Consider the following 22,093-nt stretch of genomic DNA (forward strand, 5'->3'; position numbering starts at 1 on the left):
ATATGGTATGGATTACGTACGATTCGGCTCCACCGGCCTCAAGGTGTCGCCCCTGTGCCTGGGTTGCATGACCTATGGCAAGTCGAGCTGGCGCGAGTGGGTGCTCGACGAGGAGGCCAGCCGTGGCTTCATCCGTCAGGCGCTCGACGCCGGCATCAACTTCTTCGACACCGCCGACATGTATTCTCTCGGCGCCAGCGAGGAGATCCTCGGCCGCGCGCTGCGGGACTTCGCGTCGCGGGACGACATGGTGATCGCCACCAAGGTCTTCTACCCGATGAGCCAGCGGCCGAATGACCGCGGCTTGTCGCGCAAGCACATCATGGCCAGCATCGACGCGTCCCTGAAGCGGCTGGGCACGGACCACGTGGACCTCTACATCGCCCATCGCTTCGATCCGGAAACGCCGATCGAGGAGACGTTGCAGGCCTTCGACGACATCGTCCGCGCCGGCAAGGCACGCTACATCGGCGCGTCGTCCATGTATTCCTGGCAGTTCATGAAGATGCTGGCCTTCCAGGAGCGCCATGGCCTGGCCCGCTTCGTGTCGATGCAGAACCACTACAACCTGATCTACCGGGAAGAGGAGCGCGAGATGCTGCCCCTGTGCCGGGAGGAAGGCATCGCCGTGACGCCGTGGTCGCCGCTGGCCCGGGGCCTGCTCGCCGGTTCGCGCAAGACGCAGACGACGCGCGCGAATACCGACAACCTGGCCCATGCGTGGTACGACCAGCAGGCGACGGAGGACACCATCGTCGCGGCGGTCGAGGCCGTGGCACAGGAGCGTGGCGTGCCGGCGGCGCAGGTAGCCATCGCCTGGGTGGCGAGCCGGACCGGCATCACCACGCCCATCGTCGGCGCGTCCAAGCCCCATCACCTGCAGGACGCGCTGGCCGGCATTTCGTTGAAACTGACGGCGGACGAGGTGGCCCGCCTCGAGGCGCCGTACCGGCCGCGCGGAGTGGCTGGCCATGACTGAGCGTGTGTTGCAGGGCTGGCGTGCCGGTGACGACACCGACGCTCAGCCCAACCAGAGTGCGGAGAAAACCATGCTGAGCAAGGACTGGTCGGTGTCGTCCGTCACGGCGGGTTTCCTGGCCGTGCTGATCTCCTATTCGGGGCCGATGATCATCTTCTTCCAGGCCGCCCAGTCGGCCCATGTGTCGCCGGACATGATCTCCTCGTGGGTGTGGGCGGTGTCCATCGGTGCGGCGCTGTCGGGCATCTTTCTGAGCTGGGTGCTGAAGGTGCCGGTCGTCACCGCGTGGTCCGCACCTGGCACGGCGCTGCTGGTGACCTTGTTTCCCGGCCTGTCCCTCAACGAGGCGGTGGGGGCCTACATCACCGCGGCGCTGGTGATCTTCGTGATCGGCATCACCGGCTATTTCGACCGGGTGCTGAAGCACGTGCCGAAGGGCATCGCCGCCGGCATGATGGCGGGCATCCTGTTCCAGTTCGGCAGCAACGCCTTCAAGTCGGCAGGCTCGATGCCGCTGCTGACCTTCAGCATGGTGGCTGCGTACGTGATCCTCAAGCGTTTGCTGCCGCGCTACTGCATGGTGCTGGTGCTGCTGCTCGGCGTTGCGCTGGCGGTGGGTATTGGCGGGGCGGACCTGAGCAAGGTGCAGCTGAGCTTTGCCACGCCGACCTTCATCCGGCCGGAGTGGAGCTGGGGTTCGACGCTGAGCCTGGCGCTGCCGCTGGTGCTGGTCAGCATTACCGGACAGTTCCTGCCGGGCATGGCGATCCTGCGCAGCTCGGGCTATTCGACGCCGGCGCGGCCGATCCTGGCGATCACCAGCATTGCGTCCCTGATTGTGGCCTTCTTCGGCGGTATCACCATCGTCATCGCGGCGATCACCGCGGCGCTGTGCACCGGCAAGGACGCCCACGACGACCCGGCCAAGCGCTACGTGGCGGGGATTTCCAACGGAGTGTTCTACCTGATCGGCGGCTGCTTCGGGGCGACCATCGTGTCCCTGTTCGCCGTGCTGCCGAAGGAGTTCGTCGCGCTGCTGGCGGGTCTGGCGCTGATCGGTGCGATCACCGCCAATATCATGGGCACGATCAACGAGGCGGATCATCGGGAAGCGTCGATCATCACCTTCCTGGCGACGGCGTCGGGGATGAGCTTCCTGGGCCTCGGCTCCGCCTTCTGGGGCGTGGTCATCGGCTCCTTCGCCTATCTGGTGCTGCACCGGCTGCAGTGGCCGGCGCGCCAGGTGTCCTGAGCTTGATGCCGGGTCCGGCCAGCACGCGCTGGCTGGACCCGAGAGACGCTTACTGCAACTCTGCGAACAGGTCGGGCCCGAAGACTTCGTAGTGGATCCGGTCGCGAGTAACGCCCTGATCCAGCAGTTTGCGGCGCTGCTCCTGCATGAAGGGCAGCGGGCCACACAGGTAGAAGTCGCCGTCGGCGGGCAGCTCGACGGTGTCCAGGTTCATGCGACCAGGCAGGGCCTGGGGGTCGGAACCGGCATCATCTTCCAGCCATAGGTGGTAGCGGGCGTCTTCCAGCGCATCGACACAGGCTTCTACCTCGTCGCGGTGGGGATAGCGGTCGGCCGTTGCGGTAGCGTAGGCGAACAGCACTGGCCGTTCGGCTTGTGTCGCTGCCAGATGGCGCAGCATCGAGACCATCGGGGTGATACCGACGCCGGCGCTGATCAGGGCGATCGGGCGCGTGTCGCCCTGCAGGCAGAAGTCGCCGGCCGGCGGGCCGACGCGGATCTGATCGCCGACTTCGATGCTGCGGTGGATGCGGCTCGACACCGCGCCGGCCGGTGCCGTATCGCCTTCAGCGACGTGCTTGACGGTGATGCGCCACGCGTCTTTGCCCGGCGCATCGGACAGGCTGTACTGGCGCACCTGGGTCAGCCCGGCTTCGGGGATTGGCAGCGCCACGCTGAGGTACTGGCCGGGCACGAAGTCCGGCAATGCCGCGCCGTCGCGGGGCTTCAGCGTCAGGGCTACGGTATCGGCGCTGGTGACTTCCTTGTGGGCCACGTCCATTACCGGCCAAGCCTGGCCAGCCTGCCAGTCGCGCTCCTGGTACAGGCGGGCTTCGCGGGCCACCAGCTCGGTGGCCATCAGCCAGTAGACCTCGTCCCACGCAGCGGCGATTTCCGGGGTGATCGCTGCGCCAAGCACTTCGCCGAGAGAGGCCATCAGGTGGCGCCCGACGATGGTGTACTGCGCTGGCGTGATGCCCAGGCTGACGTGCTTGTGGGCGATGCGGTCGAGCACCGGGCCGATGATTTCCGGCTTGTCGATGTGCTTGGCAAATGCATACACAGCACCGGCCAGCGCCTGGGCCTGGTTGCCGCTGGCCTGGTTGCCCATGTTGAAGAGGTTCTTCAGGTCGGGGTTGTGGCTGAACATGCGCGCATAGAAATGGCGCGTGATCGCTTCGCCGTTGGCCAGCAGGACGGGGACGGTCGCCTCGATGAGTGGGCGTGCGGTGGTGGACAGCATGGGGGAGGGATCCTCTCTGTTGGGATTGTCTTGTCGAACTGCAGGGGGCGATGGGGGTGCCCCCGTTAAGGGAAATCAGTAAGTGTGGGTCGGCTCGGCATGGACGGCGGTGGCCGGCTGGCCGGCGGTCAGCGCGATACGGCAGATGTGCTCCAGTCGTTCCACGTGCTCGAAGGCCTCCCACGGAGTCCGGCCGACGGCGACGACGCCGTGGCGATCCAGGCCGACGATATGCGGCGCCGGCCCCAGCGCCGGCTGGAAAGCGGCTTCGCAGGCTTCGGCCAGCTCCAGGCTGGTGGCCGGCAGGGCCGGTACGTCCTGGCCGACGCGGGTGTAGCGGGTGACTTCGGGGAAGCCGGCCGACAACTCGGCGAGGTGATGACCTGCATACAGCGCGGCGACGATGTGGGTCGGATGCAGGTGGAGCACGGTCAGCTTGCGGCCGCCGAGGAGCACCTGCAGGCGCCGGTGGAGCTCCAGCTCGCCGGAAGGCCGGGGATAGGCGTCGTCCGCCAGCGCGCTGTCGGCAGGGATGAAGACGAACTGGGTCGGCACCAGCGCGTGCTTGATGACGCCGCTGGCCGACATCAGAAAGCCGCGCCCGTCGGTCATGGCGACGGAGATGTTGCCGTCGCGGGTGCTGATCCAGCCGAGCTTGTAGGCGCGCCGCATTACGGCGCAGGCCTGTTCAAGTGTCGGGTGTTCCGGGGACGTGTTGCGCTGGGGCTTCATCGGGTCTCTCCGTGGTTGTTGGGCGCAGAATTTAAGTTGACTCTAAAATGCATCTTTAAAAGAGTCAACGGAAATGAATCTTTAAGGGAATCCCCTATAATCGGAACAATCGATGCCCGGAACGGGCGTGTTTCAGAGTTGATCGCCGGCCATGCACATCACCCAGCACACCGATTACGCCCTGCGCGTCCTGATTTTTCTGGCGTCCAACGAGCATCGTCTGCCGACGATCCAGGAGATCTCCGAGCGCTTCGAGATCTCCCGCAGTCACCTGATGAAGGTCGTCAATCAGCTGATCCGCAACGGCTTCGTCGAGGGGATCCGCGGCAAGGGCGGCGGGCTACGCCTCGCCCGGCCGCCCGCGGAGATCAGGATTGGCGAAGTGGTGCGCAAGATGGAGGTGGATCTGGCGCTGGTGGAGTGTTTCACCGAAGGCAGCCGCTGCCTGCTTACGTCGCGCTGTCGCCTGAAGGGCGTGTTCGACGTCGCGCTGGAGGCTTTCTTCAAGTCCCTCGACACGGTGAGCCTGGCCGAGGTGCTGGGGCCGGCCCAGCGCGAGATCCTGCATGTGCTGACCCGCGTGGATTAGGGTCTGGCAGCCAGGGGCGGGCGGCGCGGCCAGGATGGTGCGCGCCGCCAACGGGCTTACTCGCCCTCGTTGATGATGCCGCGGCTCTTCAGACGATAGACCATCTGCGGCCGGGTGATGCCGAGCAGGCGCGCGGCGGCGGCCACGTTGCCCTGGGCGCGCTCGATGGCGCGCTTGAGGAGCAGGGTTTCGATCTCGTCCAGCGACACCTTGTCGCAGTCGTCGTGATCGTCGAGGAGCAGGTTGCTGACGCGCCGGCTGACCCGCTCGACTTCCCGGTCCTGCGTCAGTTCGGTGACGAAGACCGATGGGTCCATGGCCACCAGCTTGCCGTCCTTGTTGATCGTGAAGCGCTGCTCGGTGAAACGTTCGCCGCTGGTGAACAGGTGGGGGGCGTCGATTGCGCCGCCCTCCGGCGCGAGGATCACGCCACGCTCGATGACGTTTTCCATCTCGCGGATGTTGCCCGGCCAATCGTAGGACAGCATGGCATCCACCGCCCGCTGCGTGAATCCGGTCAGATGCCGGCCATGGCGGGCGTTGAACTTGGACAGGAAGTGGGTCATCAGCAGCGGGATGTCCTCGCGGCGCTCGCGCAGCGGTGTGATGCGTACCGGGAAGACATTGAGACGGAAGAACAGATCCTCGCGGAAGCGCCCGGCCTTCACCTCGTCGCGGAGGTCCACGTTGGTCGCGGCGATCACGCGCACGTCCACCTTGCGGGTCTGGGAGTCGCCGAGGCGTTCGATCTCGCCCTCCTGCAGCGCGCGTAGCAGCTTGCCCTGGGCGCTGGCGCTGAGGGTGCCGATCTCGTCGAGGAAGAGGGTGCCGCCGTCGGCCCGCTCGAAGCGGCCCAGGCGGCTCTGCAGTGCGCCGGTGTAGGCGCCGCGCTCGACGCCGAACAGTTCGGATTCGATCAGCTGCTCCGGGATCGCCGCGCAGTTAACCGCAACAAAGGGCTTATCGGCGCGGGCGCTGAGGCGGTGCAGGGTGCGCGAAAAGACTTCCTTGCCGACGCCGCTCTCGCCGAGGAACAGCACCGTCGCCTGGGTCGGCGCGACGCGGCGGACCAGGTGCATCACCGAATTGAAGCTTGGCGACATGCCCACCGGCATGTCGGTCGGGATCTGTTCCGCACCGGGCTGGCCGATGGAGCAGGCCGGCCGCACCACATTCGGTGGTACGCCCAACTGCAGGGTCTCCGGCATCATGTAGCGCAGGTCCTCGGCGGCCTCCGGGCCCCATTCCTCCACCAGCTTGCCGATGATGCGGCACACCGGGTGGCCCATCGACTGGCACTCGACCTCGCGGTAGAGAACCTGGCGGCCCATGAACTCGGACGAGAAGCCCGACGCGTAGCCGATCTGCATCCAGCAGGCCGGCTCGGTGCCGATGGAGAAATGGCGGATGTGCTCTTCGTCCTCGACGGGGCTGGTCCAGATGAACTCGCCGTAATGGATGCCACGCTCCACGTCGCACTCGATGCGCACCGCTTCCGATACACCGATGCCTTCCAGGCAGTGCATCTGCGGGCCGACCACGAACATGTCGTGGATCGAGGTCTTGGGGCGCACCTTGCGGGCCAGCTGCGCATCGGCGACGCCGGCGTAGTAGCCCATGCGGGTCATGAAGCCACGGGCCACGTCGAGGCCCAGCAGCTCGATCATGTCCCGGCGCAGCATGCCCAGTGCCTTGGCGTGGACCAGCAGCATGCGTTGGTCGTCCAGCCAGATGCGGCCGTCGCTGGTGGAGAAGTGCAGGCGCCCCATCAGGTCGTTGACCTCGGGGAAGTGCGGCTTGTCGCTGTCCGCCTGTTCAGGCGACACGACCGGCAGATGGCCTTGCGGAATCACGGGGGGACGGCTGGCCGATTTCACGGACGAACCTCCCGGGCATTGCGGGTTCTGGCGTGCATTGTCTCTCCCTCCTCAATGCTTATAGGTCTGAATCAGAGCCGCGGGTAGTAGCACGTGGCGTGCCTGAAGCCGATTCGATGTCGGCAATACCGAAGATACGCCGGTTGGCGGGTGGGGAACAACTCCGGATGACCCCTCCGCCGACAGGGGCGTGAATGCATTGATTCATTGTGCAGTGCATTATTAATGAATGGATTAAAGCATTTGATTCATTTGCTCAGGCGCTTCGATGCTCGGCGAAGCATACCTGCGCCCCTCCAAAAAATCTCGAGAATTAACCTAAATCCCGCGCCAGCGCTGGGTTGTGCAGGTTATGCCAATTGACTTTTTGCGAGAGCTGGCACGCCTTTCGCTACGAGGTCTCCCGCAAGGCCAGACTCAACGGAATGCTCGATCAAGCAACGAATTGCGCAAATCCGGAGTTCGGCGAACAGGACAGAGCCTCGCAGACAAGCGGGCCACGAATGGAGACTAAGATCATGCCACCGATGCTTTCCCCCCGCGATCCGCCCTAGGCGGTCGCTACCCCGGCCGCCATCCGGCGGCGCCCTTACCGCAGCTCGTTTTACCCCCTTGTGCGTGTCGACCCGTCCGGTCGCCGGCAGGGCAGGGCTCGGCCCGAAGAAACCGTTTTGCACCAGCGCCCGTGGGCGATTTTTGATTCAGACCGCGAATAGGAGACCAGCGTGACCCAGATCCGCCACGACACCCAGACCCGTCTCGACAAGCTCGATGCCTTGCTTGAAGAGGATCCCGTCAATCACATCTACCGCCTGGATCGTTCTGCCTTCACCGATGAGGAATGGTTCGAGCTCGAGATGAAGTACGTCTTCGAGGGCAACTGGGTCTATCTCGCCCACGAAAGCCAGATCGCCAACGTCAATGACTACATGACCGTCTACGTCGGCCGTCAGCCGGTGGTGCTGACCCGCGACAAGACCGGCAACCTGAACGCGCTGCTCAACACTTGCACGCACCGCGGCGCGCAGCTGGCCCGTCACAAGAAGGGCAACAAGTCGAGCTTCACCTGCCCGTTCCACGGCTGGACCTTCAACAACGCCGGCAAACTGCTGAAGGTGAAGGACCAGACCCCGGATGCTGGTTATCCCGAGAGCTTCAACTGCAACGGCAGCCACGATCTCGTCAAGCTGGGCGCTTTCGAAAACTACCGTGGTTTCCTGTTCGGCAGCATCAACCCGGACGTCAAGCCGCTGGTCGAGCATCTGGGTGAAGCCGCCAAGATCATCGACATGATCGTGGACCAGGCACCGGAAGGCATCGAGGTGCTGCGCGGCTCCGGTTCCTACGTCTTCGACGCCAACTGGAAGCTGCAGGCCGAGAACGGCGCCGATGGCTACCATGTCACCGCCACCCACTGGAACTACGCCGCCACGCAAGGGCGCCGTACCACCGACGGCAAGGTCGACACCATCAAGGCCATGAGCGCCGGCGGCTGGGCGCGCAAGGGCGGCGGCTCCTACTCCTTCAAGAATGGCCACCTGGTGTTGTGGACCAACTGGGCCAACCCGGAAGACCGCCCGCTGTGGGCCAAGCGCGACGAGTGGGTCGAGAAGTTCGGCGAGGCCAAGGCCGACTGGATGCTCAGCAAGTCCCGCAACCTGTGCCTGTACCCCAACGTGTATCTGATGGACCAGTTCAGCTCGCAGATCCGCGTGCTGCGCCCGATCTCCGTCGATAAGACCGAAGCCACCATCTACTGCATCGCCCCCAAGGGCGAAGCCCCGGAAGCCCGTGCCCGCCGCCTGCGTCAGTACGAGGACTTCTTCAACGCCACCGGCATGGCCACCCCGGACGACCTGGAAGAGTTCCGCTCCTGCCAGCAGGGCTTCAACGCCCGCGCCGTGAAGTGGAACGACATGACCCGCGGCTCGGTGCACTGGGTTGAAGGCGCCGACGACAACGCCAAGGCGATCGGCCTCAAGCCCGAGCTGTCCGGCGTCAAGACCGAAGACGAAGGCCTGTACACCGTGCAGCACAAGTACTGGGTCGAAGCCATGAAGAAAGCCATCCACGCTGAAGAAAACAACGGAGACAAGTGATGCTGTCCTACGAAGCCATTCAAACCTACCTGTACCAGGAAGCCCGTGCCCTCGACGAACGCCGCTGGAACGACTGGCTGGCCTTCTACGCCGAAGACGCCGAGTTCTGGATGCCGTCCTGGGATGACGACGGCACGCTGACCACCAATCCGCAGAACGAAGTCTCGCTGATCTACTACGCCAACAAGCAGGGCCTGGAAGACCGCGTGTTCCGCATCGAGACCGAACGCTCGAGCGCCACCATTCCGGACACCCGCACCGGCCACGCGATCAACAACCTGGAGATCCTCTCCCAGGACGACAGCACGATCCGGCTGCGCTTCAACTGGACTACCCATAGCTACCGTTACCAGATCGTCGACACCTACTTCGGCACGTCCGAATACACCCTCGACGTCACCGGTCCGAAGCCGCTGATCAAGCGCAAGTACGTGGTCCTGAAGAACGACCACATCCATCACGTGCTGGACATCTACCACATCTGATGTATCGGGCCCGCCGGAGGGCGGGCCCTTGTTTTACTCCACGACAGAGGGGCGCTCACCATGACCTACAACATTGCGCTGCAGTTCGAAGACGGGGTTACCCGCATCATTCCCTGCGAAGCCGACGAGCTGGTGGCGGATGCCGCCTACCGGGCCAAGATCAACATTCCGCTGGACTGCCGCGACGGCGCCTGCGGCACCTGCAAGTGTCACTGCGAAAGTGGCCGCTACAACCAGGGCGTGTACATCGAAGATGCCCTGACCGATGACGAAGCCGCGCAAGGCTTCATCCTGACCTGCCAGATGCGCCCGGAATCCGACTGCGTGATCCGCGTGCCGGCTTCGTCCGCCGCCTGCAAGACCGAGGTGGCGACCCATGGCGGCAAGCTGTCGAAGATCGACCGCGACTCCGCGACCACCGTGTCTTTCTCCCTGCAGGCCGACAAGCCGCTGTCCTTCCTGCCCGGCCAGTACGTCAACCTGAACGTGCCGGGCACCCAGGAAACCCGCGCCTATTCCTTCAGCTCCGCGCCCAACCGCAACGAGCTGTCCTTCCTGATCCGCGACGTCCCCAACGGCTTGATGAGCACCTTCATGCGCAGCAAGGCCAACACTGGCGACGCGATGACTTTCACCGGCCCCTACGGCAGCTTCTACCTGCGCCCGGCCCAGCGCCCGATCCTGATGCTCGCCGGCGGCACCGGCCTTGCACCGTTCCTGTCCATGCTGCGCTGGCTGCAGGAGAACCCGACCACCCAGCCTATTTTGCTGGCCTATGGCGTGAATACCAACGATGACCTCGTCGAACTGGACACGCTCGAGGCTCTGAAGGCGGCGATGCCCAATTTCGACTACGTCACCTGTGTGGTGGACGCCGCCAGCGGCCATCCGCGCCTCGGCTACGTCACCGATCACCTGACGCCCGCCAATCTGAACGACGGCAACGTCGATGTTTACGTCTGCGGCCCCCCTCCGATGGTCGAAGGTGTCCGTAAATGGATGGCGGTCGCTGCTGTGACCCCGGCCAACTTCTACTTCGAGAAGTTCTCCGCCTCCAGCGAAGGAGCCGCAGCATGAGCCGTGCAAATCGCTTTACCGACAAGATCGTCATCGTCACCGGTGCCGCTCAGGGCATCGGCCGCGGCGTAGCACTCAACGTGGCCGCCGAGGGCGGCGCGGTGCTGGCCGTGGATCGCTCGCCGCTGGTGGAGGAAGTGGTTGCCGAAATCACCCAGGCTGGCGGCAAGGCCGCAGCCTTCCAGGCCGACCTGGAAACCTTCGCCGGCGCCGAGTCGGTGGTGGCCGAGGCGCTGGCCCGTTTCGGGCGCGTCGATGTGCTGATCAACAACGTCGGCGGCACGATTTGGGCCAAGCCCTTCGAGCATTACGAAGAGGCACAGATCGAGGCGGAGATCCGCCGCTCCCTGTTCCCGACCCTGTGGTGCTGCCGCGCCGTGCTCCCGTCGATGCTGGCGCAGAAGAAGGGCGTCATCGTCAATGTGTCGTCCATCGCCACCCGCGGCGTGCATCGCGTGCCGTACTCGGCGGCCAAGGGCGGTGTCAATGCGCTGACGGCCTCCATCGCCATGGAGCACACCAAGGACGGCATCCGCATCAACGCCACCGCGCCCGGCGGCACCGAGGCGCCGCCGCGCCGCATCCCGCGCAACCAGGCCCAGCCGACCGAGCAGGAGCAGGCCTGGTACCAGGGCGTCATCGACCAGACCATCGATTCGAGCCTGATGCACCGCTACGGCACGATCGACGAGCAGGTGGCCCCGATCCTTTTCCTGGCTTCTGACGAGTCCTCCTACATCACCGGCTCGATCGTGCCGGTCGGTGGCGGCGACCTCGGCTGACGCCCGGAGCTTCGTCCCTCCCCATTTTTCATAACAATTAAATAAGCGAGACAACATGGCACAGATCGACGTACACAAGCTCACCGATCACGCACGTTTTGGCGGTTTTCATGGCCTCGTGCTGTTCTGGTGCGCCCTCATCATCATCTTCGACGGCTACGACCTGGCGGTAGCCGGCATCGCGCTGCCGTCGATCATGAAGGAGATGGGCGTTTCCCCGACCAACGCCGGCTTCATGGTCAGCTCGGCATTGTTCGGCATGATGTTCGGCGCCATCTTCCTCGGCACCATCGCCGACAGGATCGGTCGCCGTTGGGCCATCGCGATCTGCATGCTGTTGTTCAGCGTGTTCACGGCCGCCGCCGGCTTCACCTCCGATCCGGTGAGCTTCAGCGTCACCCGCTTCCTGGCGGGGCTGGGCATCGGCGGCGTGATGCCGAACGTGGTCGCCCAGATGACCGAGTACTCGCCGCGCAAGATGCGCAGCACGCTGGTGACGCTGATGTTCAGCGGTTACTCGGTGGGCGGCATGCTGGCGGCGCTGCTCGGCAAGGGGCTGATCGAGAGCTACGGCTGGCAGTCGGTGTTCGTCGCTGCCGGCCTGCCGGTGCTGCTGATCCCGCTGATCCTCAAGTCGCTGCCGGAATCGATGGCCTTCCTGATCAAGCACGGCCGTGCCGAAGAAGTGAAGCGCATCCTGCCGTGCATCGATCCGTCCTACGTGCCGGCCGCCGGTGACGAGTTTGTCCTGCCCCATGCCCACCACGCCCACGGCGCGCCGATCGGCAAGCTGTTCCAGGATGGCCGCGGCTTCAGCACCACGATGTTCTGGGTCGCCTTCTTCATGTGCCTGTTCATGGTGTACGCCCTCAGCTCCTGGCTCACCAAGCTGATGGCTGGTGCCGGCTACAGCCTCGGCTCGGCGCTGACCTTCGTGCTGGTGCTCAACTTCGGCGCGATGATCGGGGCCATCGGCGGCGGCTGGCTGGCCGACCGCTTCCACATCAAGTACGTGCTGGTTGGTTTCTACGCGCTGGCGGCGGTGTCGATCACGCTGCTCGGCTACAAGGTCCCGACCGAAGTGCTGTACGTGCTGGTCGGCCTGGCCGGTGCCTCGACCATCGGCACGCAGATCCTCACCTACGCCTATGTCGGCCAGTACTACCCGATGGCGGTGCGCTCCACCGGCATCGGCTGGGCGTCCGGAGTCGGCCGCAGTGGCGCGATCCTGGCACCGATCGTCATCGGCACCCTGGTCGGCATGTCCCTCCCGCTGCAGCACAACTTCATGGCCATCGCGATCCCCGCAGTGATCGCCACCCTGGCCGTTTCCATGATCAACCACGGTCGTTCCGCATCCGCCCACCACTGAGCGGAGCAGGGCCGAACCCACAACCCAACCAGGAGACAAATCAAATGGCAATCACCGGCGTATTGCGCCCCGGCCACATTTCCCTGCGTGTGCTGGAGCTGGAACCCGCGCTCAAGCACTACAAGGACGTGCTGGGGCTGATCGAAGTGGAACGCGACGCCCAGGGCCGCGTGTTCCTCAAGGCCTGGGATGAGCACGACCACCACAGCATCGTGCTGCATGAAGCCGACAGCGCGGGCATGGACTACATGGGCTGGAAGGTCGACTCCGTCGAGACCCTCCACAAGCTGGCGGCCGACCTGGAAGCCTGCGGCCTGTGTTCCGACCTCGGCTGGGTCGAGGCCGGCGAGCATCCCAAGACCGGCAAGCGCTTCCGCTTCACGGTGCCCACCGGCCACGTGATGGAGCTGTTTGCCGAGAAGGAGCAGATCGGCAACAACTGCGGCACCGACGGCCCGGACGTCAATCCGAACCCGTGGCCGGACGGCCTGGTCGGCATCTCCCCGTCGCGCTTCGATCACTGCCTGCTGTACGGCGATGATCTGGACGGCTCGGTGAAGGTCTTCACCGAGGTCCTCGGCTTCTACATCACCGAGAAGGTGGTGCTGAAGAACCAGCCGGACTTCATGATTGGCACCTTCCTGACCTGCGCCAACAAGGCCCACGACGTGGCCTTCATTCGCCAGCCGGTGAAGGGCAAGCTGCACCACGTGTCCTTCGAACTGGGCAGCTGGGAAAAGGTACTGCACGCCGGTGACGTGCTGTCCCGCACCCACACGTCGATCGACATCGGGCCGACCCGCCACGGCATCACCCGCGGCGAGACGATCTACTTCTTCGACCCGTCCGGCAACCGCAACGAGGTGTTCTCCGGCGGCTACATCGCCTATCCGGACAAGCCTGTCATCACGTGGTACGACGAAACCCTCGGGCCCGCGATCTTCTATCACGACCGCAAGCTCAACGAGGCTTTCCTGAGCGTGTTCACCTGATTCTTGCAGCATCCACGGCGACGCCCGCAAGGGCGTCGTCATGGGATAACAACAGAATAAAAAAATATCGAGATTTTAATTAAATCTCGCTAAACTAGATTCAGTCGATCGACCGAGGCCGAGAACAGCGCCCCGCCGAGCGATCACTCCGGAAGAAGTGTCCAGCTCCCGTCGGGCCGTGCCCGCCCAGGTGCCGTGACCAGCCGGGCCTACGAGACCTCAGACAGTGAGAAAGACATGAAAGAATTCAAGAACTTCATAAACGGTGAGTACGTCACCAACGTCAGCGGCAAGACCTACGAAAACCGCAACCCGGTGGACAACTCCCTGATCGGCCTGGTCCATGAGGCCGGCAAGGCTGAAGTGGATGCCGCCGTGGCTGCCGCGAAGGCTGCGCTGCATGGCCCTTGGGGCAAGCTGTCGGTGGTCGAGCGCTGCAAGATGCTCGATGGCATCGTCGCCGAGATCAACAACCGCTTCGATGACTTCCTGCAGGCCGAAATCGCCGACACCGGCAAGCCAGCCCACCTGGCGTCCCACATTGATATTCCCCGCGGCGCGGCCAACTTCCAGATCTTCACCGACACCATCAAGAACGTCTCCACCGAGTCCTTCGAGATGCGTACCCCCGACGGCAAGACCGCGCGCAGCTACGGCGTGCGCACGCCGCGCGGCGTGATCGCGGTGATCAGCCCGTGGAACCTGCCGCTGCTGCTGATGACCTGGAAGGTCGGCCCGGCGCTGGCCTGCGGCAATACCGTGGTCGTCAAGCCTTCCGAGGTCACCCCGGCCACCGCGACCCTGCTCGGCGAAGTGATGAACAAGGTCGGTGTGCCCGCTGGTGTGTACAACGTGGTCAACGGCTATGGCGTGGATTCCGCCGGCGCGTTGCTGACCGCCCACCCGGACGTGGACGGCATTACCTTCACCGGCGAGACCAAGACCGGCACCGCCATCATGAAGGCCGGCGCCGACGGCATCCGCCCGGTGTCGCTGGAACTGGGCGGAAAGAACGCCGCCGTGGTGTTCGCCGACTGCGACTTCGAGAACGCGGTCAATACCGTCACCCGTTCGGTCTTCGAAAACTGCGGCCAGGTCTGCCTGGGCACCGAGCGCGTGTATGTCGAGCGCCCGATCTTCGACAAGTTCGTGAATGCACTGAAGGCCAAGGCCGAGGCGATGAAGCCGGGCCTTCCCTTCGATGCGGACACCAAGATTGGCCCGCTGGTCAGCAAGGTGCACCAGAAGAAGGTGCTGTCCTACTACGAGAAGGCCAAGGCTGAAGGCGCCACCATCGTCACCGGCGGTGGCGTGCCCAACATGCCGGACGCGCTGAAGGACGGCTGCTGGGTCGAGCCGACCATCTGGACCGGCCTGCCGGAAACCGCCTCCGTCGTGCGCGAGGAAATCTTCGGACCGTGCTGCCACATCCAGCCCTTCGATACTGAAGAAGAGGCGGTGCGCATGGCCAACGACACCAAGTACGGCCTCGCCACCTCCATCTACACCCAGGACATCAGCCGCGCCAGCCGCCTGGCCACGCAGATCGAAGTGGGCCTGTGCTGGATCAACAGCTGGTTCCTGCGCGACCTGCGCACGCCCTTCGGTGGCTCCAAGCAGTCCGGAATCGGCCGTGAAGGTGGCCTGCACTCGCTGGAGTTCTACACCGAGCTGCGCAACGTGATGATCAAGTACTGACCTGACTCCGCTCCCACGGCGCACTGCCCCCATGGTGCGCCCGCCGGCCCTGGCTCCCTCCCTCCGGGGCCGGCACCTACACCCAACAGACTGACGGAAGCCTTCCATGAACCAGAACAAGATCGAGCAATACGGTGACGAGCTCTACAACGCGCTGATCACCCGCACCGCGGTGGACCCGCTCACCGACCGCGAACCCGAGATCACCATCGAGGACGCCTACCAGATCCAGCTGCGCATGATCCAGCGCCGCCTGGACGCCGGCGAGACCATCATCGGCAAGAAGATCGGCGTCACCAGCAAGGTGGTGATGGACATGCTCAAGGTGAATCAGCCGGACTTCGGCCAGATGACCTCCGGCATGATCTACAACGAGGGCGAAGCGATCCCTGTCGATTCCATGATCGCCCCCAAGGCCGAAGCCGAAGTGGCCTTCATCCTCAAGCGCGACCTGCAGGGCCCCGGCGTCACCGCCGCCGACGTGCTGCGCGCCACCGAATGCGTGGTGCCGTGCTTCGAGATCGTCGATTCCCGCATCCGCGACTGGAAGATCAAGATCCAGGACACCGTCGCCGACAACGCCTCCTGCGGCGTGCTGGTGCTCGGCGGCGTGCGCAAGAGCCCGCGCGACCTCGACCTGGCGCTGGCCGGCATGGTCCTCGAGAAGAACGGCGAGATCATCAGCACCTCCACCGGCGCCGCCGTGCAGGGCTCGCCCGTCAATGCGGTGGTATGGCTGGCCAACACCCTCGGCCGCCTGGGTATCGCGCTGAAGGCCGGCGAGGTGATCCTGTCCGGCTCCCAATCCCCGCTCGTCCCGGTCAAGGCCGGTGACAGCCTCACCTGCAGCGTCGGCGGCCTGGGCGGCACGTCGGTGCGCTTCATCTGATTCCAGCAAGGGCATTCCCATGAAACTCGATCAAGCCACCATCCTCTCCCTCGCCGAGCATCTGGAAAGCGCCGAGCTGCAGGCCCGCGACGTCACCAAGATCACCGACGATCATCCGGACATGGACTGGGACGACGCCTACGCGATCCAGGACGAGATCCGCCGCCGCAAGGAAGCCCGCGGCAACAAGGTCGCCGGCCTCAAGTGCGGCCTCACGTCCTTCGCCAAGATGAAGCAGATGGGCGTCGAAACCCCGGTGTTCGGCTTCGTCGCCGACTACATGGCCCGCCCGGACGGCGGCGACATCAAGCACGCCGAGCTGATCCACCCGAAGGTCGAGGCCGAGATCTGCATCGTCACCAAGGCCCCGCTGAAGGGCCCCGGCTGCCACGTCGGCGCCGTGATGGCGGCGGTGGACTTCGTTCTGCCCGCCGTGGAAGTCATCGACTCCCGTTACCGCGACTTCAAGTTCGACCTGAAGAGCGTTATCGCCGACAACACCTCGTCGTCCCGCTTCGTGGTCGGCAACACCATGCGCGACCTGGAAGGGCTGGACCTGCGCACCCTCGGTGTGGTGATGGAGATCAACGGCGAGATCAAGGCGATGGCCGCCGGCGCCGCCGTGCTCGGCCACCCGCTGACTGCCGTGGCGATGCTCGCCAACCACCTGGGCGCCCGCGGCCAGGAGATCCCGGCCGGTACTTTCATCATGACCGGCGGCGTCACCGAAGCCATCACGGTGAATCCGGGTGACCACGTCAACGTGCGCTTCCAGGATCTCGGCTCCGTCTCGATGCGCTTCGTTTAAAGCACGGCCCGGCGGCATGCAGTCCGCCGGGCGTGAATTCCCGCCGCTGACTCTCCGCTCCTGATTTCCGGCCCGTGCCGGTGCCTGGCGACGCTCCCCGCGAGCGAGGCCGGCTCCCGTTCGGCCTGAAGAAATGGAAGGAGCAGGGCGGGGCGACCGGAAGAGGACTTTTTCATGTCATCCAAGCAAGACCTTTCGAATATCTTCACGCAGGAGCAGGGCAGCATCAACCTGGGCGGCATCGACGCGCTGGTGCGCCTCAGCCTGGACCAGGTGCGCACCGACGCCCGCCGTGGCCTCAAGACCGGCATGTTCATCTCGGGCTACCGGGGTTCGCCGGTCGGCATGCTCGACGCCGCGCTGATCAAGCAGCAGAAGCTGCTCCTCGAAAACCACATCCACTTCGTCGACGGCCTCAACGAGGACCTGGCCGCCACCGCCGTGTGGGGCACGCAGATGATGCACACCGTCGGCAAGCCCAAGTTCGATGGCGTGACCGGCATGTGGTACGGCAAGGCGCCCGGTGTGGACCGCAGCGGCGACGCGCTGAAGCACGCCAACTACACGGGCATCGGCAAGAACGGCGGCGTGCTGGCGATTGCCGGCGACGACCCGAGTTGCAAGAGCTCGTCCCTGTGCAGCCAGTCGGAGCCGATGCTTTACCACGTGGGCATCCCGTCCCTGTTCCCCGGCAATGTGCAGGAGATCCTCGACCTGGGCCTGCACGGCTACAACATGTCGCGCCTGTCCGGCCTGTGGATCGGCATGAAGATCGTCACCAACGTGGCGGACGGCAGCGGCACGGCCAACGTGGACCCGGCGCGCCTCGACTTCGTGACGCCCGACCTCAGCTTCGACGGCAAGCCCTTCTTCCCCAACATGAACCTGGGGATGAACGTGCGCGTCGAGGCGCTGGAGATGGAGCAGTCCCTGTACACCCGGCGCCTCGAAGTGGCGCGCCGCTACGCCCGCGCCAACAAGCTCAACAACATCGTCTTCGACAACAAGGACGCCTGGCTCGGCATCGTCACCGCCGGCAAGACCTACAACGACGTGCGCCAGGCCTTCCTCGAGATGGGGCTGGATGACGAGGCGCTGCGCCGCTACGGCATCCGCATCCTCAAAATGGGCATGCTGTTCCCGATGGAGCCGACCATCGTGCGCGAGTTCGCCGAGGGGCTGGAAGAGATCTTCGTCATCGAGGAGAAGCGTCCCTTCCTGGAAATGTTCGCCAAGGAGGTGCTCTACGGCCGCGCCAACGCGCCGCGCATCGTCGGCAAGTTCGACGACGAGGGCCAGGAGCTGCTGCCGCACTACGGCGAGTTCGAGTCCGACGTGATCGCCCGCGCGCTGCTCAAGCGCCTGTCGCGCAAGGCCCGCATCGAATCGGCGGAAGCCTGGATCAAGCGCCTCGACGACATCCACGCGCGCAACAAGCTGCCGACCATGAACCGTACCGCCTGGTACTGCTCCGGCTGCCCGCACAACAGTTCGACGGTGGCGCCGGAAGGCAGCATCGTGTCGGCCGGCATCGGCTGCCACACGATGGCCATGTGGATGGACCGCAACGTGGTGATGGGCACCCATATGGGCGGCGAAGGCGCCCAGTGGATCGGCATGGCGCCCTTCACCGACACCCAGCACATCTTCCAGAACATGGGCGACGGTACCTACGCTCACTCGGGCAGCCTGGCGGTGCGCTACGCGGCCTCCACCGGCGCCAACATCACCTTCAAGCTGCTGGTCAATGCGCACACCTCGATGACCGGCGGCCAGGACATCATGGGCGCCCACCCGGTGGCGGCGATGGTCTCCGACCTGCTCGCCAACGGCGTGCGCCGCGTCATCGTGACCACCGACGACCTGTCCGACTACTCTGGCATCCAGTTGGCGGGCCACACCGAAGTGTGGCACCGCGACCGCCTCGACGAGGCCCAGCGCGAGCTGGCCGCCACGCCGGGCACCACCGTGCTGCTGCACGACCAGGAATGCGCCGCCGAGCTGCGCCGCGCCCGCAGCCGTGGCAAGGCCGCCGAACCGGTGGAAGTGACCGTCATCAACGAGCGCGTCTGCGAAGGCTGCGGCGATTGCGGCGAGAAATCCAACTGCATGAGCGTGGAGCCGGTCGAGACCGAATTTGGCCGCAAGACGCGCATCCACCAGTCGTCCTGCAACAAGGATTTCTCCTGCGTGAAGGGCTTCTGCCCGTCCTTCGTGACGGTCACGCCGAACCCCGAGCCGGCTGCCGGCGACGCGCCGAAGAAAAAGAAGAAGGGCCGCATCCCGGCCCTGGAGCGGGACATCCCGCAGCCCGAGTTCAAGATCAAGGGCGACTTCGGCGTGCACGTGATGGGCATCGGCGGCACCGGCTCGGTGACCGTCGTGGCGACCCTCGCCAACGCCGCTCGGATGGAAGGCAAGCATGTGGTCGGCCTCGACCAGACCGGCCTGGCCCAGAAGGGCGGGGCGGTGATCTCGGACATCAAGATCAGCGCGCAGCCCTTTGTCGGCGCCAACAAGATTTCCGACGGTAGTGCCGACCTCTACCTGGGCTTCGACATCCTCAACGCGACGGACCCGAAGAACCTGGACAAGTGCCACCCGGAACGCACCATCGCCATCGTGTCCACCACCGAGACGCCGACTGGCCACATGGTGTCTGACCGCCACGTGCATTTCCCGGCGGTGACCGGGCTGACCGCCGGCCTCAACCGCGTTACCCGCAAGGCCGACAACGTCTTCCTCGACGGCCAGGCGCTGGCCGAGGGGCTGTTCGGCGACAGCATGGCAACCAACCTGTTCATGGTCGGCGTGGCCTACCAGGCCGGCACGCTGCCGCTGGCCGCCGAGTCCATCGAAACCGCCATCCGCCAGTCCGGCGTCGGCGTGGAGATGAGCCTGGCCGCCTTCAAGTGGGGCCGCATGGCGGTGGTGGATCGGGCCTTTGTCGAGGCCGAAGTGGCCCGCGGCAATGCGCCGGTGATCGCCCTGCGCGCTGTGCCGACCCTGACGCCGGCGGCCCGCGCGATCCTCGACACGGTGGGCGCCCAGGGCGAGCTCAAGCGCCTGCTCGAAGTGCGCATCCCCGAGCTGATCGCCTACCAGGACGAGGCCTACGCCAAGCGCTACGCCGAGGTGGTGAAGAAGGTGCACGGCGCCGAATCCCGCCTCGTCCCCGGCCAGACCGCGCTCGCCGAGGCGGCCGCCCGCTACCTCTACAAGCTGATGGCCTACAAGGACGAGTACGAGGTGGCCCGCCTGCACAGCGATCCGGCCTTCCTGGCCCAGCTCGATGCCCAGTTCAAGCACGGCTACACGCTGAAGTACCACCTGGCGCCGCCGCTGCTGGCCGACCGCGACCCGAAGACCGGCGAGCTGCAGAAGAAGGTTTATGGACCGTGGGTGCAGAAGGCGTTCCGCCTGTTGTCCCGCTTCAAGACCCTGCGTGGCGGCAGCCTGGATGTTTTCGGCAAGAGCGAAGAGCGCCGTGAGGAACGCCAGGCCATCGAGGACTACATCGTGCTGCTCGACGACATCCTCGCCCGGCTCGACGCCGCCAATCACGCCGCGGCGGTGGACCTGGCCAGCGTGCCCGACGAGATCCGCGGCTACGGCCACGTGAAGGAGAAGAACGTAGCCGCCGCCAAGGCCCTGCTGGCCGAGCGCCTGGAGGCTTTCCGCAACGTCCAGCCGCTGCAGATGCGGGCCTGAGCCACGCGCCACCGAGCAACACCGGGCTGGGGGCTCGCCGCCACCAGCCCGACATACAGCCCCCACAGAGGGGCCAACCCATCCCGGCTAACCACCGGACCAAGGAAGAGACTGACCATGCAGAACAACAAGCCCGCCACCCTCCGTCGCCCGCTGAGCCTGCTCTTGCTGGCCGCCTTCGGCAGCGCCGCTGCACCGGCCTTCGCCGAGACCGAGATCGATGCGCTCAAGCGCGAGCTGGCCGAACAGCGCCAGCTGATCCAGCAGCTCATGAAGAACCAGGAAGAACAGAAGAAGACCGAGATCCAGACCGGCGGCCCGGCCCGCGGTGCCGGCCTGCAGATGGGCGTGCCGACCGGCCCGTCCGGCACGCTGACGATCTATGGTGTCGCCGACGTCAGCGCCTCCACCGTCAACAGCGGCTACGGCCAGAAGTCCACCATCGGCTCCGGCGGCATGTCCTCGTCGCGGATCGGCTTCAAGGGGGAGAAGGAACTGGGTGACGAGATCAAGGCCGTCTACCTGATGGAAGCCGGCATCCTGTTTGATACCGGCTCGGTCGGTACCGGCGCGATCACCCCGGGCATCAACAACACGGCCGTCTCCAGCGGCGGCCAGACCAGCAACGGCAGCCAGATCTTCTCGCGGCAGATCTACGCGGGCCTCGCGACCCGCTTCGGTACCGTCACGGCCGGTCGCCAGTACGCCGGTTCCTACACTTCGTCGGTGATGTCGGCAGCGATGGGGGCCGGTTTCTTCGGTTCCTCCGCCGGCCTGCTGCCGGTGATCGGCGGCATGCCGACGCGCCTCAACAACTCCCTCGTCTACGCCTCGCCCAAGGTCGCCGGCTTCTCCGGCCAGCTCACCCTGAGCAGCGGCAGCGAGAACAACGTGAACATGGTCACCCCGGTGGCGGCCGGTTCAACGACCGTCACCACCGACAAGGCTGGCCGCGGCGGCGATTTGGCGCTGTACTACAGCGCCGGCCCGCTCAACGCCACGGCGACGGCGTGGAACGTGGACAACGCCAGCTACGTCGCCCCGGCGACCGGCCCGCAGGAAACCGGCCTCGCCAAGCGCCGCGGCTGGCAGGTCGGCGGCAGCTACAACCTGGGTTTTGCGACCCTGTACGGAAACTATGTGGCTGGCCGCATCAGCGGCGGCAACTACGAGAACGTCACGGGCACCCTGTCCAAGGCTGACGGCTGGAGCGTCAGCGCCGGCATCCCGCTGTGGCGCGGCAAGGCGCTGGTGAGCTACAGCCAGCTCGACGACAAGTCGATCAAGAACCGGGATGCCAATCTGCTGGGCCTGGGCTACGCCTACAAGCTGCAGGATTCGACCACGCTGTACGGTACCTGGGGCAAGGTGCTCAACAAGACCAACGGTACCTATAGCCTCACTGACGGCGGCAACCTGGTCGGCACGGTGGCCAAGCCGGGCTACGATCCGAGCGGCTACATGCTCGGCGTGAACCACGTGTTCTAAGGTGGGCCAAGCCCTGCGGA

Annotated in this window: 17 protein-coding genes; 14 read left to right on the plus strand and 3 right to left on the minus strand. The window is 65.3% G+C overall.

The genetic code is table 11. From position 1 onward, the window contains the following. The first annotated feature begins 7 nt into the window (after positions 1-7). Together AC1PQG_RS10070 and AC1PQG_RS10075 are read left to right on the plus strand one after the other, a co-directional pair. A complete protein-coding gene (locus tag AC1PQG_RS10070) occupies positions 8-979 on the plus strand; it encodes an aldo/keto reductase (protein ID WP_481122428.1) in 972 nt (323 codons plus the stop codon). Next, complete coding sequence (locus tag AC1PQG_RS10075) at positions 972-2,231, plus strand: benzoate/H(+) symporter BenE family transporter (RefSeq protein ID WP_481122429.1); 1,260 nt, start codon at positions 972-974, stop codon at positions 2,229-2,231. Before AC1PQG_RS10070 ends, AC1PQG_RS10075 begins: the two co-directional genes overlap by 8 nt. 49 nt (positions 2,232-2,280) lie before the next feature. Here the strand turns inward: AC1PQG_RS10075 and AC1PQG_RS10080 are convergent, their stop codons facing one another. Beyond that, positions 2,281-3,474 carry a globin domain-containing protein gene (locus AC1PQG_RS10080; protein ID WP_481122430.1) on the minus strand — a complete coding sequence of 398 codons (1,194 nt, stop codon included), beginning with the start codon at positions 3,472-3,474 and terminating at the stop codon, positions 2,281-2,283. A gap of 75 nt (positions 3,475-3,549) precedes the next feature. Beyond that, positions 3,550-4,206 carry a class II aldolase/adducin family protein gene (locus tag AC1PQG_RS10085; protein WP_481122431.1) on the minus strand — a complete coding sequence of 219 codons (657 nt, stop codon included), beginning with the start codon at positions 4,204-4,206 and terminating at the stop codon, positions 3,550-3,552. A 151-nt stretch (positions 4,207-4,357) separates the two neighbouring features. Between AC1PQG_RS10085 and AC1PQG_RS10090 the strand changes: the two genes are divergently transcribed. After that, positions 4,358-4,795 (plus strand): RrF2 family transcriptional regulator, encoded by a 438-nt coding sequence (locus AC1PQG_RS10090; RefSeq protein WP_481122432.1) that lies wholly within the window; start codon positions 4,358-4,360, stop codon positions 4,793-4,795. Positions 4,796-4,851: 56 nt separating this feature from the next. Here AC1PQG_RS10090 and AC1PQG_RS10095 read toward each other — a convergent pair whose 3' ends face one another. Next, complete coding sequence (locus AC1PQG_RS10095; protein ID WP_481122433.1) at positions 4,852-6,672, minus strand: sigma 54-interacting transcriptional regulator; 1,821 nt, start codon at positions 6,670-6,672, stop codon at positions 4,852-4,854. Between the two features lie 725 nt (positions 6,673-7,397). Between AC1PQG_RS10095 and benA the strand changes: the two genes are divergently transcribed. From benA to AC1PQG_RS10150, 11 genes are all read left to right on the plus strand, one after another. Next, a complete protein-coding gene (gene benA / locus AC1PQG_RS10100; protein ID WP_481122434.1) occupies positions 7,398-8,771 on the plus strand; it encodes a benzoate 1,2-dioxygenase large subunit in 1,374 nt (457 codons plus the stop codon). Next, positions 8,771-9,256, plus strand: a complete 486-nt coding sequence (gene benB / locus AC1PQG_RS10105; protein WP_481122435.1) for a benzoate 1,2-dioxygenase small subunit — start codon at positions 8,771-8,773, stop codon at positions 9,254-9,256. Before benA ends, benB begins: the two co-directional genes overlap by 1 nt. A gap of 60 nt (positions 9,257-9,316) precedes the next feature. Next, on the plus strand, positions 9,317-10,333 hold the full coding sequence (benC, locus tag AC1PQG_RS10110; RefSeq protein WP_481122436.1) for a benzoate 1,2-dioxygenase electron transfer component BenC: 1,017 nt from the start codon (positions 9,317-9,319) through the stop codon (positions 10,331-10,333). Further along, positions 10,330-11,115, plus strand: a complete 786-nt coding sequence (gene benD, locus AC1PQG_RS10115) for a benzoate diol dehydrogenase BenD (protein WP_481122437.1) — start codon at positions 10,330-10,332, stop codon at positions 11,113-11,115. The genes benC and benD overlap by 4 nt, the downstream gene beginning before the upstream one ends. A gap of 55 nt (positions 11,116-11,170) precedes the next feature. Continuing rightward, on the plus strand, positions 11,171-12,487 hold the full coding sequence (locus AC1PQG_RS10120) for an MFS transporter (RefSeq protein ID WP_481122438.1): 1,317 nt from the start codon (positions 11,171-11,173) through the stop codon (positions 12,485-12,487). A gap of 44 nt (positions 12,488-12,531) precedes the next feature. Continuing rightward, a complete protein-coding gene (locus AC1PQG_RS10125) occupies positions 12,532-13,479 on the plus strand; it encodes a catechol 2,3-dioxygenase (protein WP_481122439.1) in 948 nt (315 codons plus the stop codon). A gap of 237 nt (positions 13,480-13,716) precedes the next feature. Then, positions 13,717-15,177, plus strand: a complete 1,461-nt coding sequence (locus tag AC1PQG_RS10130) for a 2-hydroxymuconic semialdehyde dehydrogenase (protein WP_481122440.1) — start codon at positions 13,717-13,719, stop codon at positions 15,175-15,177. Between the two features lie 106 nt (positions 15,178-15,283). Next, entirely contained in the window at positions 15,284-16,066 is a 783-nt protein-coding gene (gene dmpE / locus AC1PQG_RS10135) for a 2-oxopent-4-enoate hydratase (RefSeq protein WP_079437419.1), read from the plus strand. A 19-nt stretch (positions 16,067-16,085) separates the two neighbouring features. Next, a complete protein-coding gene (gene dmpH / locus AC1PQG_RS10140) occupies positions 16,086-16,874 on the plus strand; it encodes a 2-oxo-3-hexenedioate decarboxylase (RefSeq protein WP_481122441.1) in 789 nt (262 codons plus the stop codon). A 174-nt stretch (positions 16,875-17,048) separates the two neighbouring features. Next, the gene (locus AC1PQG_RS10145) at positions 17,049-20,585 is read left to right on the plus strand and encodes an indolepyruvate ferredoxin oxidoreductase family protein (protein WP_481122442.1); all 3,537 of its coding nucleotides are present in this window, start codon (positions 17,049-17,051) and stop codon (positions 20,583-20,585) included. Between the two features lie 117 nt (positions 20,586-20,702). Beyond that, positions 20,703-22,073 (plus strand): porin, encoded by a 1,371-nt coding sequence (locus AC1PQG_RS10150; protein WP_481122443.1) that lies wholly within the window; start codon positions 20,703-20,705, stop codon positions 22,071-22,073. The last annotated feature ends 20 nt before the right edge of the window (positions 22,074-22,093 follow it).

The sequence above is a fragment of the Zoogloea sp. GDB6 genome, from assembly GCF_056724105.1.

Bases quoted from the DNA above. Each gene is read 5' to 3' on its own strand.
- dmpE (WP_079437419.1), top strand. From the start codon at position 15,284: ATGAACCAGAACAAGATCGAGCAATACGGTGACGAGCTCTACAACGCG.
- AC1PQG_RS10075 (WP_481122429.1), top strand. From the start codon at position 972: ATGACTGAGCGTGTGTTGCAGGGCTGGCGTGCCGGTGACGACACCGAC.
- AC1PQG_RS10120 (WP_481122438.1), top strand. From the start codon at position 11,171: ATGGCACAGATCGACGTACACAAGCTCACCGATCACGCACGTTTTGGC.
- AC1PQG_RS10150 (WP_481122443.1), top strand. From the start codon at position 20,703: ATGCAGAACAACAAGCCCGCCACCCTCCGTCGCCCGCTGAGCCTGCTC.
- AC1PQG_RS10130 (WP_481122440.1), top strand. From the start codon at position 13,717: ATGAAAGAATTCAAGAACTTCATAAACGGTGAGTACGTCACCAACGTC.
- AC1PQG_RS10070 (WP_481122428.1), top strand. From the start codon at position 8: ATGGATTACGTACGATTCGGCTCCACCGGCCTCAAGGTGTCGCCCCTG.
- AC1PQG_RS10080 (WP_481122430.1), bottom strand. From the start codon at position 3,474: ATGCTGTCCACCACCGCACGCCCACTCATCGAGGCGACCGTCCCCGTC.
- benC (WP_481122436.1), top strand. From the start codon at position 9,317: ATGACCTACAACATTGCGCTGCAGTTCGAAGACGGGGTTACCCGCATC.
- dmpH (WP_481122441.1), top strand. From the start codon at position 16,086: ATGAAACTCGATCAAGCCACCATCCTCTCCCTCGCCGAGCATCTGGAA.
- benD (WP_481122437.1), top strand. From the start codon at position 10,330: ATGAGCCGTGCAAATCGCTTTACCGACAAGATCGTCATCGTCACCGGT.
- AC1PQG_RS10125 (WP_481122439.1), top strand. From the start codon at position 12,532: ATGGCAATCACCGGCGTATTGCGCCCCGGCCACATTTCCCTGCGTGTG.
- AC1PQG_RS10145 (WP_481122442.1), top strand. From the start codon at position 17,049: ATGTCATCCAAGCAAGACCTTTCGAATATCTTCACGCAGGAGCAGGGC.
- AC1PQG_RS10085 (WP_481122431.1), bottom strand. From the start codon at position 4,206: ATGAAGCCCCAGCGCAACACGTCCCCGGAACACCCGACACTTGAACAG.
- AC1PQG_RS10090 (WP_481122432.1), top strand. From the start codon at position 4,358: ATGCACATCACCCAGCACACCGATTACGCCCTGCGCGTCCTGATTTTT.
- benB (WP_481122435.1), top strand. From the start codon at position 8,771: ATGCTGTCCTACGAAGCCATTCAAACCTACCTGTACCAGGAAGCCCGT.